Source organism: Pandoraea capi, from assembly GCF_902459735.1.
GTDB lineage: Bacteria > Pseudomonadota > Gammaproteobacteria > Burkholderiales > Burkholderiaceae > Pandoraea > Pandoraea capi.
Window position 1 is genome coordinate 42,663 of the sequence record NZ_CABPRV010000008.1, and the last position, 17,927, is coordinate 60,589.

General features: G+C 63.0%; 12 protein-coding genes. 6 read left to right on the top strand and 6 right to left on the bottom strand.

Annotated features, from left to right (window positions below; all coding sequences use genetic code 11):
- Positions 1–205: 205 nt before the first annotated feature.
- The 3 genes from hpnC to PCA20602_RS16525 all read left to right on the top strand — a co-directional run bounded on the left by hpnC (position 206) and on the right by PCA20602_RS16525 (position 3,619).
- Positions 206–1,060, top strand: coding sequence for a squalene synthase HpnC (hpnC, locus tag PCA20602_RS16515; RefSeq protein WP_150722160.1), 855 nt, complete (start codon positions 206–208; stop codon positions 1,058–1,060).
- A 186-nt stretch (positions 1,061–1,246) separates the two neighbouring features.
- Positions 1,247–2,197: a DMT family transporter gene (locus tag PCA20602_RS16520; protein ID WP_246182195.1), complete on the top strand. Its 951-nt coding sequence runs from the start codon at positions 1,247–1,249 to the stop codon at positions 2,195–2,197.
- A gap of 120 nt (positions 2,198–2,317) precedes the next feature.
- Positions 2,318–3,619, top strand: a complete 1,302-nt coding sequence (locus tag PCA20602_RS16525; RefSeq protein WP_246182196.1) for an NAD(P)H-dependent flavin oxidoreductase — start codon at positions 2,318–2,320, stop codon at positions 3,617–3,619.
- Between the two features lie 652 nt (positions 3,620–4,271).
- Here the strand turns inward: PCA20602_RS16525 and PCA20602_RS16535 are convergent.
- The 6 genes from PCA20602_RS16535 to PCA20602_RS16560 form a co-directional block, all read right to left on the bottom strand.
- Positions 4,272–5,237, bottom strand: a complete 966-nt coding sequence (locus tag PCA20602_RS16535; protein ID WP_150722162.1) for a LysR substrate-binding domain-containing protein — start codon at positions 5,235–5,237, stop codon at positions 4,272–4,274.
- A 2-nt stretch (positions 5,238–5,239) separates the two neighbouring features.
- Positions 5,240–5,611, bottom strand: coding sequence for a cytochrome o ubiquinol oxidase subunit IV (gene cyoD, locus PCA20602_RS16540; protein WP_069343599.1), 372 nt, complete (start codon positions 5,609–5,611; stop codon positions 5,240–5,242).
- Positions 5,608–6,243: a cytochrome o ubiquinol oxidase subunit III gene (cyoC, locus tag PCA20602_RS16545; RefSeq protein ID WP_150722163.1), complete on the bottom strand. Its 636-nt coding sequence runs from the start codon at positions 6,241–6,243 to the stop codon at positions 5,608–5,610. Before cyoC ends, cyoD begins: the two co-directional genes overlap by 4 nt.
- The gene (gene cyoB, locus PCA20602_RS16550; protein WP_150722164.1) at positions 6,243–8,249 is read right to left on the bottom strand and encodes a cytochrome o ubiquinol oxidase subunit I; all 2,007 of its coding nucleotides are present in this window, start codon (positions 8,247–8,249) and stop codon (positions 6,243–6,245) included. The genes cyoC and cyoB overlap by 1 nt, the downstream gene beginning before the upstream one ends.
- Before the next feature lie 3 nt (positions 8,250–8,252).
- Positions 8,253–9,233 (bottom strand): ubiquinol oxidase subunit II, encoded by a 981-nt coding sequence (cyoA, locus tag PCA20602_RS16555; RefSeq protein WP_281354664.1) that lies wholly within the window; start codon positions 9,231–9,233, stop codon positions 8,253–8,255.
- A 323-nt stretch (positions 9,234–9,556) separates the two neighbouring features.
- A complete protein-coding gene (locus PCA20602_RS16560) occupies positions 9,557–12,940 on the bottom strand; it encodes an autotransporter outer membrane beta-barrel domain-containing protein (protein WP_150722165.1) in 3,384 nt (1,127 codons plus the stop codon).
- 923 nt (positions 12,941–13,863) lie between these two features.
- On the opposite strand from PCA20602_RS16560, the gene PCA20602_RS16565 reads away from it, so the two are divergent.
- The 3 genes from PCA20602_RS16565 (at position 13,864) to PCA20602_RS16575 (ending at position 17,884) form a co-directional block, all read left to right on the top strand.
- Positions 13,864–14,466 (top strand): response regulator transcription factor, encoded by a 603-nt coding sequence (locus PCA20602_RS16565; RefSeq protein WP_069343604.1) that lies wholly within the window; start codon positions 13,864–13,866, stop codon positions 14,464–14,466.
- A 36-nt stretch (positions 14,467–14,502) separates the two neighbouring features.
- The gene (locus PCA20602_RS16570) at positions 14,503–16,098 is read left to right on the top strand and encodes a sensor histidine kinase (protein WP_150722166.1); all 1,596 of its coding nucleotides are present in this window, start codon (positions 14,503–14,505) and stop codon (positions 16,096–16,098) included.
- A gap of 421 nt (positions 16,099–16,519) precedes the next feature.
- Complete coding sequence (locus tag PCA20602_RS16575; RefSeq protein ID WP_217432451.1) at positions 16,520–17,884, top strand: DUF2130 domain-containing protein; 1,365 nt, start codon at positions 16,520–16,522, stop codon at positions 17,882–17,884.
- The last annotated feature ends 43 nt before the right edge of the window (positions 17,885–17,927 follow it).

A 17,927-nucleotide genomic window follows, 5' to 3' on the forward strand; every position in this document is an offset into this window, starting at 1 on the left:
CCGGCAAAGGGTGAAGTATACCGGGGATTGGCACGACTTTCCCGACAGGATGAGGGGCGATGACATAGAATCTCGGGGCATTGCGCGCCGCCCTCCGACCTCGGCCGGCCGGCCGATGCCGACCCGCGACGGTCGGTTTCAGGCCGGACGCGTTTCCGACACCCCGAATCCGGGCGGCATTGCCCTAATTTGCCTCACCAGCCTGATGACTTCCGAAGCCAAGATCGAGCACTACGAGAACTTTCCGGTCGCCAGCGTCCTGCTGCCGCGCGAGATGCGCGCGCCGGTCGGCGTGATCTACAACTTCGCCCGCACCGCCGACGACATCGCCGACGAGGGCGACGCCACCAACGCCGAGCGCCACGCCGGACTGGCCGCCTATCAGGCCGAACTCGACAAGATCGCCGCCGGCACGCCGACCTCGCCCGACAAGCCCCTGTTCGCCGCGCTCGCCCGCGTGATCGCCGAGCACCAACTGTCGGTGCAGCCGTTCTCGGACCTGCTCTCGGCCTTCGATCAGGACATCGAGACCAAGCGCTACGGCACCTTCGCCGAGTTACGCGACTACACCCGCCGCTCCGCCGATCCGGTCGGTCGCATCATGCTCAGGCTGTTCAAGCTCGACACGCCCGAGAACATCGCCTGCTCGGACGATATCTGCTCGGCCCTGCAACTGATCAATTTCTGGCAGGACGTCGAAGTCGACTGGCGCAAGGCACGGGTGTATCTGCCGCAGGACGACATGGCGCGCTTCGGCGTGACCGACGCCGACATCGGCGCCCAGAAGTACGACGACAACTGGCGCGCCCTGATGCGCTACGAGGTCGATTCCGCCCGCAAGATGATGCTGCGCGGCGCCCCGCTCGCCAACCGCGTGCCGGGCCGCTTCGGGCTGGAGCTGTGCTGTGTGGTACACGGCGGGCTGCGCATTCTCGACATGATCGAAGCCGCCGATTACGACGTCTTCCGTCACCGTCCGCAACTCGGCAAGTCCGACGGCATTCGCGTGTTCCTGCGTGGCCTGTGCATGAAACTCAGCGGCACGCCGCCGAAGGCCTGACGCCCCCCCTGAGTCGTGCGCCGCCCCGCACGACTCAGCGCCCCGCGTGCCGCGCCACCGTGGCACCACCGTTTACCTCACTTCTGGCGCTTCTCCACCGTCCACGCCTGCCTTACCGTGATGGGACAGTGCGCACCGCCTCATCTGCGCGGCGCTTTCCTCCATCCCCTCGCGGAGTCCGGGCACGTGAATCTGCCTGCCAGCCTGCAACGTCTCGCTCCGAACCGTTCGTCCGTGCGCTCGCATGCGGGCGTGCTGTTCGCCATCGTCGTCGTGACCTGGGGCGTGAACTGGCCGGTCAGCAAGGCCTTGCTCGCGCATGTGTCACCGTGGTGGAGTGCAGCGCTTCGCTCGGTCGTCGGCATGGCCACGCTGTTCGTCATCGGCGCCATGACTCGGCGCCTGGTGTGGCCCAGACGTGGCGACCTTCCGGTCATCCTGAGCGTCGGCGTGCTGCATATGACGGTGTTCTCGCTGCTCGTCGCGCTCAGCCTGCAATACGTCAGTGCCGGGCGTTCCGCCGTTCTCGCCTACACCACGCCGCTCTGGGTGATGCCTGCCGCGCGTCTGTGGCTGGGTGAAGCGCTCACGGCGAGGCGGCTGATCGGTCTGGGCTGCGGGCTGCTCGGGCTTGCCGTGATGTTCAACCCACTGGCCTTCGACTGGCACGACCGCCACGCCGTCTTCGGCAATGCGCTCGTGTTGCTGTCGGCCTTCGTCTGGGCCATCGCCATCGTCCACATGCGGGCGCATCGCTGGGTCAACGGCCCGTTCGAACTCAGTCCGTGGCAACTGTTGCTCGCGAGTGTGAGCCTGTGCTCCATGGCGTTCATCGTCGATGGTGCGCCGCGCGTCACCGGCTGGGCAGTCTTCTCGGGCCTGCTGACGTATGGCGGCGTGGTCGGTGGCGGCATCGCTTACTGGCTCGCGGGCGTCGTCACGCGTCGACTACCGGCCGGGGTGACGTCGCTCGGCCTGCTCGGCGTGCCGGTGATCGGCACGCTGGCGTCGGCGCTGATCCTGCGCGAGTCGCTCGGGCTCGACGTCTGGCTTGCGCTGGCGCTGATCGTCGGCGGCATCGCGCTCGGCACAGTGCCCCGCCCTGCGACACCATGCCGCACCGACACATCGCCCTGAGCGCCCCTGCGCTTGACCCATCGCAAGAACCGTTCGTCACGCGAATGTCAGACTGCCGGAACTGCCCTGCCCACATGCCGCAGGCATGCCCGCGGGCAACTCTCGACGAACGGAACTGACATGAACGAGCAATGGTTGACGCTGGCCGGCCGCCGGCTGGTGCCGGTGGTGCAAGGCGGCATGGGAATCGGCATCTCCGCGCACCGGCTGGCGGGCACGGTGGCGAAGCACAACGGCATGGGCACGATCGCGAGCATCGACCTGCGTCATCATCATCCGGACCTGCTCGCCCGTATCGATTGCATGCACGGCAGCCACAGCGCCGCCGACATCAAGGCCGCCATCGAAGCCGTCAATCTGATTGCGCTCGACCGCGAAGTCCGTGCGGCCAAGTCGATTGCCGGGGGCAACGGCCTCATTGCGGTCAATGTCATGAAAGCCGTGAGCGCGCATGCGTCGCTGGTGCGTCAGGCGTGCGAGAGCGGTGCGGACGCCATCGTCATGGGCGCGGGACTCCCGCTCGATCTGCCGGAACTCACCGCGTCGCATCCGCACGTCGCCCTCATTCCCATTCTTTCCGACTCGCGTGGCGTGAGTCTCATATTGCGCAAATGGATGAAAAAGGGACGGCTGCCCGACGCCATCGTCATCGAACACCCCGGGCATGCGGGCGGCCATCTCGGTGCATCGCGCGTCGACGAACTGGGCGATGCGCGCTTTTCCTTCGACCGCGTGCTCGACGAATGCCGCGAGATTTACGCGTCGCTGGGCATCGAATGGACGCGTGTGCCGCTGATCGTCGCGGGCGGCATCCATCGGCACGAGCAGGTGCGGCAGTGGCTCGACAAGGGCGCGGCGGGCGTGCAACTGGGGACGGCGTTCGCCGTCACCGAAGAATCCGACGCGCACCCGGCCTTCAAGGAAGTGCTCGCCAGCGCGCGGCCAGAGGACATCGCGGAGTTCACCAGCGTGGCCGGTCTTCCGGCGCGGGCGGTGCTCACGCCGTGGCTGAAGAAGTACCTCTCGCGCCAGCCCGCGTTACAGGCCAAGGCCAAAGTGCGTCAGTGTCTGGAGGGGTTCGATTGCTTGCAGGCATGCGGGTTGCGCGATGGCGTGGCGCGCATCGGGCAGTTCTGCATCGACCTCAAGCTCGCGCAAGCCGTCCGGGGCGACGTCGCGCGCGGGCTCTTCTTCCGTGGACGTGATCCGCTGCCGTTCGGCGAGCGCATTCGTCCCGTGGCAGACCTGATGCGTTACTTGCTCACCGGCGTATTGCCGGCCGAACTGGCAGGCGCAGGCGCGTCAGGAGTATCCGGCGTGGCGGGCAGCACGGCGGGGGGTGTCGCCGCCGAAGCACGCTCGGCGATGCGCTTGTCGAAGAACGCGGCCAGTTCCGGATCGTTCACGGTGAGATCGAACTGACGCTCCTCGACGGCATTGAAGTAGCCGTCGCACAGGTCGGCCTTGGCGGCCTGCGTCGGCTGGTCGTCGATGGTGTTCGCGTAGACAACGAACTGACGCTCGACGAGCCTCGGAAACTGGTTGGCAAGCAGGTCGTCGAAGCGCCGCTTCGCCTCCGGATCGGTGTAGACGGCCCCGAGTTCGGCACGCACGCGCTGCCCTTCGGCAAGATAGTCGCGGTGCCTGGCTTGCCAGGCGCGCAACACGGCATTGCCGTGCGCCTTGGTCGCCTCGCCATACAGCCCGCATTTCTGCACGAGCCGGTCGAGCACCTGCCCCACGCCTTCCGGCGAGGCGATGGCCGCGCCCATCAATTCGGCGTCGTTCTTGTACTGCGGGGGCTGTGCCGCGCAGACCGTCGCCCAGACGAGTGCCGCGCCCGCGCAGGCGAACCTGCGTCGCCATGCTATGCCATGTCGCATGATTGCCGCATCAGAGAAGTGGCGGGCTCGGCGGCCCGCTCTTGGAGATATCGCATCGGCCCGGATGTCGATGGCAGCATCTTAGCCGAAGTTGCCGACTGACGACGCCGCGCCGTGGCACCGTTGGCATTGGGCCGTCATCCAAACGTCGTCGACCGCGCGCATCCACGCTCAAGCGCTATCAACCGCCATCAGCCCGACGTCGGCACGGCACAGGCATCCGGCCCGAGCTTCGCCACCACGAAGCGCACGAAGTCGTCGAGCTTGGACGACACATAGCGCCCGGCCAGATGCACGAGATGCATCGGCTCACTCAGTTGCGCCTGCGCTTCGAGCACGCGCACCAGACGTCCCGCCTCGACTTCCGGCGCCAGCAGATATTCGGGCAGCAGCGCGATGCCCATGCCGTGCACCGCTGCCTGAAGTTGTGCGAGCGGATTGTGCGCGGTCAGACGTGCGTCGCGCGTTGGGCCTGCTGCGCCCGTCACTCCCACATGACCGCCCGCAGGATCGAACGTCCAGCGCCCGAGCAGATCGTCGTAGCGAAAGCCGAGGCAATCGTGTCCGGCGAGATCGGCGGGCTGGCGCGGAATGCCGCGCCGCGCGAGATAGCCGGGCGACGCGCACGCCACGCGCGTCACGCCGCGCAACGTATGCGCGATCAATCCCGGCTCCGGGCTGCCGCCCGCCTGAAACGCCGCGTGAATTCCCTCTTCCTCCAGATCGACGGCGCGGTCCTTGAGCGCGAGATCGAGCGCGACGTCCGGATGCGTCTGCAAGTACTCGGCGAAGATCGGCATGAGCAGATGCGAGCCAACGGTCGTAGGCGCGCTCACACGAAGCTGACCGACGGGCCGCGCCATCGCCGCTATCGCCGACGTCATCGACGCGCGCGCAGGCCCGCCATCCCCCAAGGCATCGGCGGTCTCGATACGCGCAAGCACTTCGGCGCACTCGGTGAAGTAGCGCTCACCCAGCGCCGTCGGCACCTGACGCCGCCCGCTGCGACGCAACAGCGGCTGGCCGAGCCGGGCCTCGAGCGCCTGCACGTGACGCGTCGCTGTAACCGGCGACATGCCACAGGCCGCCGCACCGGCAGTCAGACTCCCCCCGCGCACGACCTGCACGAACACCTCCATGCATTTCAGGCGGTCCATGATCAGTCGCGCAGCTTGGCCCGATCGATGGACATGTGCGTCGGCATCATGTTGTTGTTGGCGTTATGCATCACCCACAACGAACCCGCGACGATGATCGCGATCAACCCGGCCGTACACAGGAAGATCGCCGAGTTCTGACGCTGGCTGCGCTTCGCTCCGATGTGCAGGAAGTACACCAGTTGCACGACCAGTTGCGCGACACACAGCACGACGATCGTCGCCAGCCCCCAGCCCGCCGGCACCAGCTTCAGCATCACCGCGCCGAACGACGCGAACGTGAGCACCAGCGACAGAAAGAAGCCGACGACGTAATCGCGCAGATGACTCTGCGAAGCGTAAGCGCCGTGATCGTGAACTTGAGCGCTCGTCATACGAACTCCCGCAGATAGACGAAGGTGAAGACACAGATCCAGACGAGATCCAGAAAGTGCCAGAACAGGCTCAGGCATTGCAGACGACGGCGCACCACCGGATCGAAGCCGAAGCGGCCGATCTGGTGAATCATCACCGCGAGCCACAGCAAGCCGCACGTGACGTGCAGCCCGTGGGTGCCCACGAGCGTGAAGAACGCCGACAGGAACGCGCTGCGCCCCGGGCCCGCGCCTTCGTGCAGCAGCGCCGAGAACTCATAGACTTCCATGGAGACGAACGCCGCACCGAGCGCGAACGTGATCCACAGCCAGCGCTGCACGACACCCTCGTTGCCCGGGCGCATCGACAGCGAAGCCAGCCCGAACGTGAAGCTCGAGAGCAGCAGCAGCATCGTCTCGCCGAGCACGAACGGCAGCTCGAACAGCTCGCGGCCAGTCGGCCCGCCGGCCGTGTTCGCCGCCAGCACGCCGAACGTCGCGAACAGCACGCAGAAGATGAGGCAGTCGCTCATCAGGTAGATCCAGAAGCCGAGCGTGGTAGTCGCGCCGGCGTCGTGATGACCGTGAGCGTGGTCATCGGCCCCGGCGGGAGCGCCGGGAGCATGGTGGGGATGAAGAGATGCCGAGGACATCAGGCGGCCTTTTGCAGAGATTGACGCGCAGGAAGCGCGACACGCAGGTCGGCAAAGCGGGCGTTTTCGATACGCTCCACTTCCGCCGCCGGCACGTAGTAATCGACGTCGCGGTCGTAGGTGCGCCACAGGAACGTGGCAATCGTCGCGATCAGGCTCGCCCCGGCCAGCCACCAGATGTGCCAGATCAGCGCGAAGCACATCACGAAGCTGAAGGCCGAGACAATGAAGCCCGTGCCGGTGTTACGCGGCATATGGATGTCTTCGTAGTGCGTCGGCTGCACGTAGGCAAAGCCGCGTTCCTTGTCGTCCCAATGCTGTTCGAGCGAATCGATGCGCGGCACGTGGGCGAAGTTGTAGAACGGCGCAGGCGAAGACGTCGCCCATTCCAGGCTGCGCGCATCCCACGGATCGCCGGTCAGATCGCGGTTGGCGTTGCGGTCGCGAATGCTCACGAAGAGCTGCACGCCGAAGGCCAGGATGCCCAGGCCGATCAGGGCGGCGCCGACCATCGCAACGATCAGGTACGGCTGCCAGTCAGGCTGAACGTAGTGGTTCATGCGGCGCGTCATGCCCTTGAAGCCGAGCACGTACAGCGGCATGAAGGCGAGGTAGAAGCCGATCAGCCAGCACGCGAACGAGATCTTGCCCCAGCGCTCGTTGAGCGTGAAGCCGAACACCTTCGGGAACCAGAACGTAATACCCGCGAGGCAACCGAACACCACACCGCCGATGATCACGTTGTGGAAGTGAGCCACGAGGAACAGCGAGTTGTGCAGCACGAAGTCCGCGCCCGGCACCGCGAGCAGCACGCCCGTCATACCGCCGATGGCGAACGTCACCATGAAGCCGATGGTCCAGAGCGTAGCCGAGTGATAGCGGATACGGCCCTGATACATCGTGAACAGCCAGTTGAACAGCTTCACGCCGGTCGGGATCGAAATGATCGTCGTCATGATGCCGAAGAAGGCATTGACGTTCGCGCCGGAGCCCATCGTGAAGAAGTGGTGCAGCCAGACGAAGAACGACAGAATGCCGATCGACGACGTGGCGTAGACCATCGACTTGTAACCGAACAGCGGCTTGCGCGAGAAGGTCGCAATGATCTCCGAGAACGCCCCGAACGCCGGCAGGATCAGGATGTACACCTCGGGGTGGCCCCAGATCCAGATCAGGTTCACGTACATCATGGCGTTGCCGCCCAGCTCGTTCGTGAAGAAGTGCATGCCGAGGTAGCGGTCAGCGGTGAGCAGCGCGAGCGTGGCCGTGAGCACCGGGAACACCGCAACGATCAGGATGTTGGTGATGAGCGCCGTCCACGTGAACACCGGCATCTTCATCAGGTTCATGCCCGGCGCACGCATGCGCAGGATCGTGACGATGAAGTTGATGCCCGTGAGCGTGGTACCCAGCCCCGATATCTGCAACGACCAGATGTAGTAATCCACCCCGACGCTCGGGCTGTACCCCAGTTCCGAGAGCGGCGGATACGCGACCCAGCCCGTGGCGGCGAAATCGCCGACGAACATGGACATCATGACGAGTACCGCGCCCATCGCCGAGAGCCAGAACGACAGCGAGTTGACGAACGGGAACGCCACGTCGCGCGCACCGATCTGCAAGGGCACGATCACGTTCATCAGGCCCAGCACGAGCGGCGTGGCCACGAAGAAGATCATGATGACGCCGTGCGCCGTAAAGATCTGGTCGTAGTGATGCGGCGGCAGATAGCCGGCTTCACCGCCGGCGGCAATGGCCTGCTGCGTGCGCATCATGATGGCGTCGGCAAAGCCGCGCAGCATCATGACGAGCGCCAGCACGATGTACATGACACCGATGCGCTTGTGGTCGACCGAAGTGATCCACTCTTTCCAGAGATAGCCCCACTTGCGGAAGTAGGTGATGGCGCCGAGCAGCGCCGCCCCGCCAAGGAGCACGACAGCGAGCGTGCCCATGATGATGGGTTCGTGCCAGGGAATGGCGTCGAGATCGAGTTTTCCGAACATGACTTACTCCGTGAGCGCGCGCTGGGCGGGGGGTTGCACCCCGGCGTCGCGCTCGGGACGCTGCGCGAGAAGCGCGCGGCTGTCCAGTTGGCCGTCCACGCGGCAATTGGCGGCGGCAATGATGTCGTCGATGGCACGGTTGCCCGAGACGCGCATGCCTTGCGAGCTGGCGTCCATCGGTCCCATGTATTTGCCGACGACGGCGTCGAACAGGCCCGGCATCACATTGGCGTAGATGCCGACCGGCGCAGCGGTGCCCGGTTGTTCGAGCTTGACGTAGGTCGGTGCGTCGAGCGTGTCAGGCACGGCCTGCGCCTCCTTCACCCACTTGTCGAAGTCGCCCTGCGAGGTCACGTGCGCCTTGAAGTGCATGTCGGAGAAGCCCGGGCCGCTATAGGCCGAGGACATGCCCGCATACGTGCCGGTCTCGTTCGCGATCAGGTGCAGCTTCGTCTGCATGCCGGACATGGCGTAGACCATGCTGCCCAGTTGCGGAATGAAGAACGCATTCATCAGCGATTCGGCCGTGATCTTGAATTCCACGGGCGTATTCACCGGCAACACGAGCTTGTTGACGGTCGCGACGTGATAGTCCGGATAGATGAACAGCCACTTCCAGTTCAGCGCGACGACTTCCACACGGATGGGGGCTTTTTCACTGGCCACCGGCTCGATCGGCTGGTACGGATCGAGCTTGTGTGTCGTCTCCCAGATCATGACGGCGAGCGCCACCACGATAATGACGGGAATCGTCCACACGACGACTTCAATCCTGGTGGAGTGCGACCACTTCGGCGAGTACGTGGCGGCGGTATTGGTCTCGCGGTAACGCCAGAAGAACACCAGCGTGAGCACGATCACGGGGATCACGACGAGCAACATCACACCCAGCGCGATCAGGATGAGGTGCTTTTCCTGCTCGCCGACGCTGCCTTTCGGATCCAGCAACTCCAGCGTGCAACCGCTCATGGGCACCATCGCCACTGCCGCGGCAAGGCGCGCGCACCACGTGTGCCAACGTGTGCCGGCGGTCGTGTCTGCCCTTCCTCTACGGATGGGCGAGACGTTATGCATGGACATATTAAGCCTCTATGTATGTATATATCATTTGCGTTACGAATGCTACGCATGCGCATATTCCATACATCGCGACATAATGACGCACTTGGGAACCGATGTCGCGCGCAGCGTCCGCTCCCGTCCCTGTCCCTAAAGGATTCAGGAATAAAAAACGCCCGGAAATTTGGCTTCCGGGCGTCATTTCGACTGCATTTGCGGTGAAGATTACGGCATCACCTATACCTACATCAGAATCGCCATGTTGCCGACACGGACCCCGCGATGTCGGCATCTCCCGCTTTGTAGAAGTTGCTCGACAGGGCTGCCCCGAACACGATCCGCTTGGCCATCCGGTACGACACGCCGGCTTGCAGGCCAAGGCTGTCGCGCCCGACGACCTCGCTGCGCGTCGTGAAAGCGGCCCCCGGATAACCCGCGAACGTCGCACTCTGATTGATCGCCCCGCTTGTCAGTTCGTGGTTCCACGTCGCCTGAAGATTGGCCGTGAGCGCATTGCCCGAGACCATCGGCAGATCGAAGCGCACCTCGCCGCCCACGCGCGTACGCAGCGAGTTGAACGTCTTGCTGTCGAGATGCAGACGCGCGCCGTCGGTACCGTCTTCCGTGAGGCTCGGACGATACAACGCCGTGTAGTCGAGCGCAGCCACCGGGCCTGCGCTGGTGGTGCTGTTCAACTGCCAGCGCCATCCGCCGCCGATGCTGGCGGACGCCGTCGCCCCGGTCCACGTGCCGCGCGGTGAAGCGGAGTAGCCGTTCACGGCGATGCTGCGGTCCATACGGCCGTCTTCGACACCGATGCGAGCTAACGCGAATGCGTGGGGGCCGGAAAGTGTGTCAGGCGCGTAGCGGGCATGCACGCCGAGGTCCAGTGCTGTGGTCTTGCCGGAGCCGGGCGTCTGTCCGTCCAGACGCGTCGACTGGCCGCTGATTGCGCCATGCGCGCCGAGCGTCCAGTCACGACCTTCGCCCGCCACCTTCTCCGCGCCGAACACGACACCGTAGGTGTTGCCGCTCGCCCCGGCCATGTCGCCGTCGCGGCCACGCCAGTAGCCGCTGCCGAAGGTCATCGCGAACCCGCGCCAATTGCCTGTGAGCGCGCCCTCTCCGGCCATGCCAGCGCCCTTCGTGCCATCGGCGCCCACGGCGGCAGCCACCATATCGGTGATCTGACGCTCCCGCAGCAGCCCGCCCGTGAACATCGCGCCGTAGGCGGCCGGCGTGAGTTGCGGTAACGCCCTGGCGATGCCGCTACCGTCAGGTGCCGAAAAGTCGAGCGCTGCGACAAGCGGTTGCAGATCGGCCCCCGCGCTGCCGGCGATGCGATCGAGCACCGTCCCGACACGGCGGCTGTTGCCGTCGGTGCCGTACTGCGAATAGGCGTTGACCGTACGCGCCACCTGCACACGGTACGTATTGCTGCCGAGCGACGACGCCGTGGCCAGCAGCGTGGGCGACGACAGCAGCGTCGTCACGTTGGCGAACGTGCCGTTGATGCTCGACGCGTTCAGCCACTGATCCGACGAGACGGTCATGCCGCTGGCGTACCAACCGCGTTGCGGCGCGATCGCCAGCGTGCCGTCGAGCGTTGCGGTGCCGCTGACCAGCAGTTTGCTGAAGGTGCCATCTGCTGCCAGCGACGAAACGAGACGGCCGGTGCCTGTCTGCGTGTAGTCGCCGCCGATGCTGATGAACCCGCCTGCCAGCGACGGTGCGACCGTGCCCGCGTTGATGAAGGCGCCAGCCGGGTCGAGCACGTAGCGGCTGTTACCGGTGAGCGTGGCGCCGTGGTTCACCGCCACGTCATGCACCGTGTGATCGCCGTTGATCTGCGTCGTGCCGCCCGCCATCGTCAGCGCAAGGTTACTGCCGAGAATGTTGCCGTCGAAGCGCAGATTGAACGTGGGGTCGGCCTGACTCGTGGCGACGCCATTCGCGTCGGGTGTCAACCCGAAGCTCAGTTGGGTCAGGCGCAGTGCGCCGCTGGTATCACGCTGGGCGTATTTCGAGATGATGTCGCCGTAAAGCGCCGCCCCACGCATGATGTTGATCTGCCCGACGTACCCGTTCTCGGACATATACAGCGAGGCGTACGTGCCTGCGAGTCGGCCGGTGATGTCGGCGCGCGTCACAAGCGGGCCGTCGAGTTCGTCGAGCAGCGGCAGCAGGTTCTGGCTGGCGTCGTACTTCACATAGATATACGAACCTCGATAGTCGCCGTTATAGCCCGTATCACCGAAATCGCCCAGCGCGTTATGGCCGAAGTCGAAGCTGGCGGCAATACCGTTCTCGCCGAGTGCCTGCACGTCGCCGCGCTGCACAAACGTATGGTCTTTCCCGTACGCGAACATCACGCCGCGTCCGTTGTTGCCGTCGGCATAGACGCGCGTTCCCGGCAGCACGGTGACGTTGTTCCCGACGCCGTCGACCCGAATGCCTGCGCCGCCCGCCCCCGCGCTCAGCAGATCGGCACGCTGCGACACCGTGTTGTTGCTGCCGTAAATGTGCAGACCGAGACCCAGCGTCGCCGTGTTGTAAGTATTCGGCACGTAGGCGGTGCCGTCCGCATTGCGCCCGAAGAACGGGTTGTCGTTCACGACGGTGAGGCCGTCGTTATAGATCGAGCGCCCGAAGAAATTGCGCCGGTCGATGTCATAGCCGATGTCTTGCAGCGCCGCCAGTTCGGCCTCCATGAACGCCGTGTAGTTGCGGTATGACTGATGGCTCATCAGGCTGTTCTTGAGCTCGATGTGCGAGAAGATCGGCGAATCATAAATATCACCCTCCGCCATCGCCCGTACCGGGATGCCCTTCATGGCGCCATCGAGCACTTCTTTGACGTGATCGCCCGCGAAATACGCCGTATCTTTGCGCGCGTCGAACGCCGTGGGGTCTACCGTGCCCACATTCTCGGGCGTCAGAATATTCTGCCCCGGCTGCGCCTGACGGTCATTGTCGTCGTAGAGGTGCGCCGACCAGGCGTCGAGCACTGTCGCGAACTGGTTCGTATGCAGGTTGGAGGACACCGTCGTTTCATGCACGTTGGCGGCAACGCCCAATGCGTGGGCCACCTCATGCAACATCACGGCCGGCATATCGGCCTGTGCGTTCAACGGGATCTGTGAGGCCGCGTACGGGGCCGTCGAAAAGTCCATGTCCCCCAGGGTGATTTCACCGTGAGCGCCGTGATAGGTGGCGCGCACCTGCGGGCTGTTCTGCAACACCGCCTGCACGAGCGTGGGATTTTGGTCGCCTGTCGCGGTTGGGTCGTTCGCCTCGAACAGGTAGGGACTGAAGGCATGCGCGCCCTTCTCCGTGCTCATGCCGACGTTGATGATGGCTGGCGAACTGCCCGGCGTCACCTTGATGACTTCGGCCCAATAGTTCAATGCGCCGCGAATCTGCTGAATTTCCAGCGGCGAGAGCGTGCCCGTCGAAAACTGGTTCTCGACGCCGTTGTCGGCAAAAGCCCCGTCCGTCGGGGAAAACAGCCGCGCCTGGATGAAAGGCGTGCCGTAGCGGTCTTCAATATCGATAGTCGTGTAGGCCTGCGCGGCCGACGTCATGGTGCAAAGCGCCGCAAACGCGACGCTGGTCATCCGAATCGTCCTCATTCAGTACTCCGTATCCATTTATCGCTTTTGTAAGGCTTTGTAATGCGATGCGAATGGTACGGAGCGCCCTGCGCGACGTCACTGCGATTTATACGGGGTTCGGCGCCGATCACCGCCAAACCCTTGTGGGATAAGCACTTTTTTCTTTTTGAAGTCCTCAACAGCGGCGAAATCGGTCTCGCCTGTATTAATCACAGTTTCGCCGTCGGGGGGTGATGACGATACTTCACTCAACGGCCAACGCAGCGAAACGACAACGAAGCAAGCACGCAGCGCCAGCCGCCAAAGCGACTTAACTGACTCAATATCGACTCAAGGAGAAACACCATGCCCGCACTCATCACCTACGGCTTCGCCTCGGTTCTCGGCCTGATCGGCACCATCGCCCCGATCTTCGGCTGATCGCAGCGCCTCCCCCTTCACCCCATACCGGAGAACACGACCATGAGCCTCCTCCTCAACCTCGTCGACAGCCTCTTCTACAACGACACCTGCATCGAGACCGGCATGCAGTGCGCCATCCACGTCGGTCACGTCTTCGGCTACTGAGCCGGACATTGCGCACACGCAAGGAGAACAAGCCATGATCGACCACCTGGAATCGCTGGCACGTATTGCGCTCAACATTGCCCTGGAAGTGCTGCCGCGCTTTGCCTGAACTGAAGCCCCCACGCCCGCCCCTACCAACACAAGGAGATTCCCCATGGTTCGCGCGCTCGCTTACGGCATTTCCGAGCTTTATCACCAGTTCGGTCATCTGCTGCCCTTTCAGTGCTGAACGACACATGCCGACACATCCCCGAAAAGGACCGCCCAGCGGTCCTTTTCTCTATGACGTGTCGATGTTATTGACCGAAATTCGTCGTCCGGTGATTTTTTTAGTACGATTTCGGCATTCCATTAAAAAAACCGGGGCCAGCGGGATGTCATCTCCCACCAAAGTCTTTTGCATTGAGGACGACCACGATTCGGCAGACCTGATTCGCGAGGATCTGACGGATCGGGGCTATGTCGTGAAAGTGGCGCACGATTTCTCGGCGGCATTGGCTACGCTTGCGGCATTCATGCCGGACATCATCGTGTGCGACGTGAACGTGCCGGGCATGACTGGCTTCGAGTTTCTGGAAAGCGCCCGGGGCATCATTCAGGGTGAGCGCAAGATTCCCTTCATCTTCCTGACGGGCAATGCCGACAAGGAATCCATCATGCGCGGGCACAGTACCGGCGCCGACGAGTACATGCTCAAGCCGGTGGATTTCGACGTGCTCGACACGGTGATCCGCAAATACACCGAGCATGAGGAGGCCCCGGAGGGCACGCCGCTGCCGTTCGGTCTTACCCGGCGAGAAGTGGAAGTGCTGCAATGGTCGGCCAAGGGCAAGACGTCGGCCGAGATCGCGATGATTCTCGAACTGGGGAAACGCACGGTCGACTTCCATATCGATAACGCCCGCGAAAAGCTGAACGTCGCCACGCGCACGGAAGCCGTGGTTCGCGCCGCCCTGCTCAACATCATTCAGCTCTGAGCGCGTTATCGCGCCGGGCCTTCTCCCCTTCTACGCATGTCAAAAGCGTCTTCCTCATCTTCATCGACCGGTCAATCGCTTCCCATCCGGGGGCGGATGTATCTCCTGCTCGCGGCATGCCTCGTGGCGATGATCGCCGTGGGCATCGCGGTGCACTATCAGGTCGATTCCGCGCAGCAACGTGCCATTGCGGCCGAGCGCGCACAGATCGAGAACCTCAGCGTTCTCGAAGAACTCAACGATTACATTTCCGACTTCCGCACGGTCGAGTCGGAGGCCTTGGCGCCCATGTCGCCCAAGGCGCTGGCGGATATCCGCACGGCGGCAGGCGAGTTCGACGACAAGATCAAGGCTGCGTCCGAGCGTTATCAAAAGGTGCTGGTGCACGACGAATTCCGTCTCGCCTTCTCGAAGTTCCAGTCGCAATGGGCGCAGTACCGCCGGACGTCGAATCAGGTGTTCCAGTTGGCGCAAGGCGGCAAGCTGAATGACGCGGCCCGGCTGTATCGCGGGGAATCGAGCGCCAAGTACACGCAGGCGAACAGCACTTTCGGGGCGTTGGTGTTTCGCAGCACCGAGTCGCTGATCCGGGATGTCGAGGCGAAGAACACCGACGCCCGCAAGCATCTGCTGAAGATCGATGGACTGATCGTCGCGATGATCGTCGTGACGCTGCTGTGCCTGATCTATGTGGATGCGGTGATTCTGCGGCCGCTCACGCATCTGATCCGGATGGCGGGGAACGCGGTGGCGGGCAAGGACAAGCTGCGGCTGCCGTGGCTGTCGCGCGGCGACGAAATCGGGGCGCTGTCTCGCACGTTGTCGAAGATTCAGGACAGTACGGCGTCGTTGGTGCGCAATCAGAAGCTTGCGACGGCGAAGAACACGATCTTGCAGCGCGCGCTGGCGAATGAGGAGCGGCTGAACAACTTCCAGAAGACGTTCCGCTCGATGGCGACGCACGAATTCCGCACGCTGCTGAGTGTGATCGACGGTCATGCGCAGCGGCTGCTCAGCCCGCGCAATGAGGAGACGGATTCCCGTCCGCGTTACACGAAGATTCGCGAGGCGGTGGCCAAGCTGAACAATCTCATTCAGAACTGGCTGGACGCAGCGCAGAGTGCATCGCTGGACGACCCGAAGTTTGGCAAGCGCGCCGAACTCTCGCTCGTGGCCTTGCTGGAGGACGTGCGAGGCGTGGGCGCCGACATGTTCCCGAATGCGACGATCACGGTGCAGGCCCCGCAGGGGATGGACAGCCAGATGATCGGCGACAGCAATGTGCTGTTCCACGCGTTCATCAATCTGGTGAGCAACGCGACGAAGTACACGATGGCGCAGCCTGCCATCGACATGAGCGTGTCGGATAAGGGCGAAGCGTTCGAGGTCGTGCTGCGAGACAACGGCACGGGTATCCCGGAGGAAGAACTCAAGGAGATCTTCCAGATGTCGTTCCGCTCACGCAGTAACGCCGTGCTGGAAGACGGCTCCGGCGTAGGACTGGCCGTGGTGTACGCCGCCATCGAATTCCATAAAGGGACGATCGACGTCACCAGTCAGGTTGGTGTCGGGACGACGTTTACGATTACGTTGCCGAAGCAGCCCGTGGTTGAGGAGGCGGTGGCGGGTTGAGGATTCAGGGTCACGATGACCCGATAAGGATTCATACGAGGCATTGCTCGCGAGCTTCGGGGGGGACTCAGCCTGTCCCCAATAGCAAGGCATCCAGGTTTTTTATACAAGCAGCCTAACGCTGCGCATCTGCGCTTCGGAACACTCCATGCACGAAATCATTTGTCCTCATTGCAAAAAGGCGTTCAAGATCGACGAAGCTGGCTACGCCGATATTCAAAAGCAGGTCCGCGACAGCGAGTTCGATAAGCAGCGCGAAGAACTGGAGAAGCAGTTGCACGAGCGGCTGCGGCTGGCCGAGCAGGAAAAGCAGAATGCCGTCGCGCTGGAACGAGCCAGGCTGGCCGGTGAAATGACGAGCAACGCCGCCAACAAGGATGCCGAAATCCAGGACCTCAAGAACCAGTTGGAAGCGGCCGCCATGGCCAGCCGGCTGGCTGTGACCGAGGCCCTGAGCGGACTCGAAAAGGAACGTGATGGGCTGCTCCACCAGTTGATGCAAGCGCAAAGCGAGCAGCAAAGCGCCGAACAGCTGGCAGCGGCGCGGTTGCAGGTCGAGCTGGAGAAAACCGCTGCGGCCAAGGATGTCGAAATCCAGAGACTCAAGGCTCAATTGGACGGCGAAGTCATGGCACGCCAACTGGCCGTGACCAAAGCCGTCAACGATGTACAAAAGCAGCGTGACGAACTTGCGCAGCAGTTGCATCAGGCCCAGGCCGAACAAAAATCTCAGGCCGAGCTGGCTCAGGCCCGATTGGACACCGAGCTGCAAAAAGCCGTCACCAGCAAAGAACTTGCATTACAAACGTTGAAATCGCAGTTGGATGCGACGTCAGTCAGCCACCAGTTGGCAATTACCGAGGCCGTGGGCAAAGTTCAGCAAGAGCGGGACGCGCTCAGAAACAATCTGGACCGCGCCGCACTGGAAAAGGAACTGGCTGAAAAATCGCTCAAGGACAAGTACGAAACCCAGCTCAAGGACCGGGACGAAGCCATTGAGCGTCTGCGCGACATGAAGGCAAAACTCTCGACGAAGATGGTCGGCGAGACGCTGGAACAGCATTGCGAAATCGAATTCAACCGCATCCGCGCCAGTGCTTTTCCGCGTGCCTATTTCGAGAAAGACAACGACGCCAGCGGCGGCAGCAAAGGCGACTTCATCTTCCGCGAGAGCGACGACGCGCAAACGGAAATCGTCTCTATCATGTTCGAGATGAAAAACGAGAACGACCAGACGGCTACGAAGAAAAGGAACGAAGACTTCTTCAAAGAGCTGGACAAGGACCGTTCGGAGAAAGGCTGTGAATACGCGGTGCTGGTTTCGCTGCTGGAGCCTGATAGCGAGCTTTATAACAGCGGGATCGTCGATGTCTCGCACCGCTACCCAAAGATGTACGTGGTGCGGCCGCAGTTCTTCATCCCGATGATTACGCTGCTGCGCAACGCGGCCATGAACTCACTACGCTACAAGTCCGAGCTGGCCCTCGTGAAAGCGCAGAATCTGGACATCACTCGCTTCGAGAGCCAGTTGGACGACTTCAAGACCTCGTTTGGCCGTAACTGGCGTCTGGCCTCCGACGGTTTCGAAGAAGCCGTCAAGCGCATCGACGAAGCCATCAAGGATCTGGAAAAGACCAAGGATGCGCTTTACAAGTCGGCCAATAACCTGCGGCTGGCGAACGACAAAGCCGAAGACCTCACCGTCAAGAAACTGACACGCGGGAACCCGACTATGGCGGCGAAGTTTGCGGAACTGAAGGGTGAAGATCCTACTGAGTCGAATTGATATGGCGTCAAAAGCGGGAAGCGCTCCAATTGCGGCAACTTGG

Bases quoted from the DNA above. Each gene is read 5' to 3' on its own strand.
- PCA20602_RS16565 (WP_069343604.1), top strand. From the start codon at position 13,864: ATGTCATCTCCCACCAAAGTCTTTTGCATTGAGGACGACCACGATTCG.
- PCA20602_RS16570 (WP_150722166.1), top strand. From the start codon at position 14,503: ATGTCAAAAGCGTCTTCCTCATCTTCATCGACCGGTCAATCGCTTCCC.
- hpnC (WP_150722160.1), top strand. From the start codon at position 206: ATGACTTCCGAAGCCAAGATCGAGCACTACGAGAACTTTCCGGTCGCC.
- PCA20602_RS16525 (WP_246182196.1), top strand. From the start codon at position 2,318: ATGAACGAGCAATGGTTGACGCTGGCCGGCCGCCGGCTGGTGCCGGTG.
- PCA20602_RS16560 (WP_150722165.1), bottom strand. From the start codon at position 12,940: ATGAGGACGATTCGGATGACCAGCGTCGCGTTTGCGGCGCTTTGCACC.
- cyoB (WP_150722164.1), bottom strand. From the start codon at position 8,249: ATGTTCGGAAAACTCGATCTCGACGCCATTCCCTGGCACGAACCCATC.
- cyoD (WP_069343599.1), bottom strand. From the start codon at position 5,611: ATGACGAGCGCTCAAGTTCACGATCACGGCGCTTACGCTTCGCAGAGT.
- PCA20602_RS16535 (WP_150722162.1), bottom strand. From the start codon at position 5,237: ATGGACCGCCTGAAATGCATGGAGGTGTTCGTGCAGGTCGTGCGCGGG.
- PCA20602_RS16575 (WP_217432451.1), top strand. From the start codon at position 16,520: ATGGCCAGCCGGCTGGCTGTGACCGAGGCCCTGAGCGGACTCGAAAAG.
- cyoC (WP_150722163.1), bottom strand. From the start codon at position 6,243: ATGTCCTCGGCATCTCTTCATCCCCACCATGCTCCCGGCGCTCCCGCC.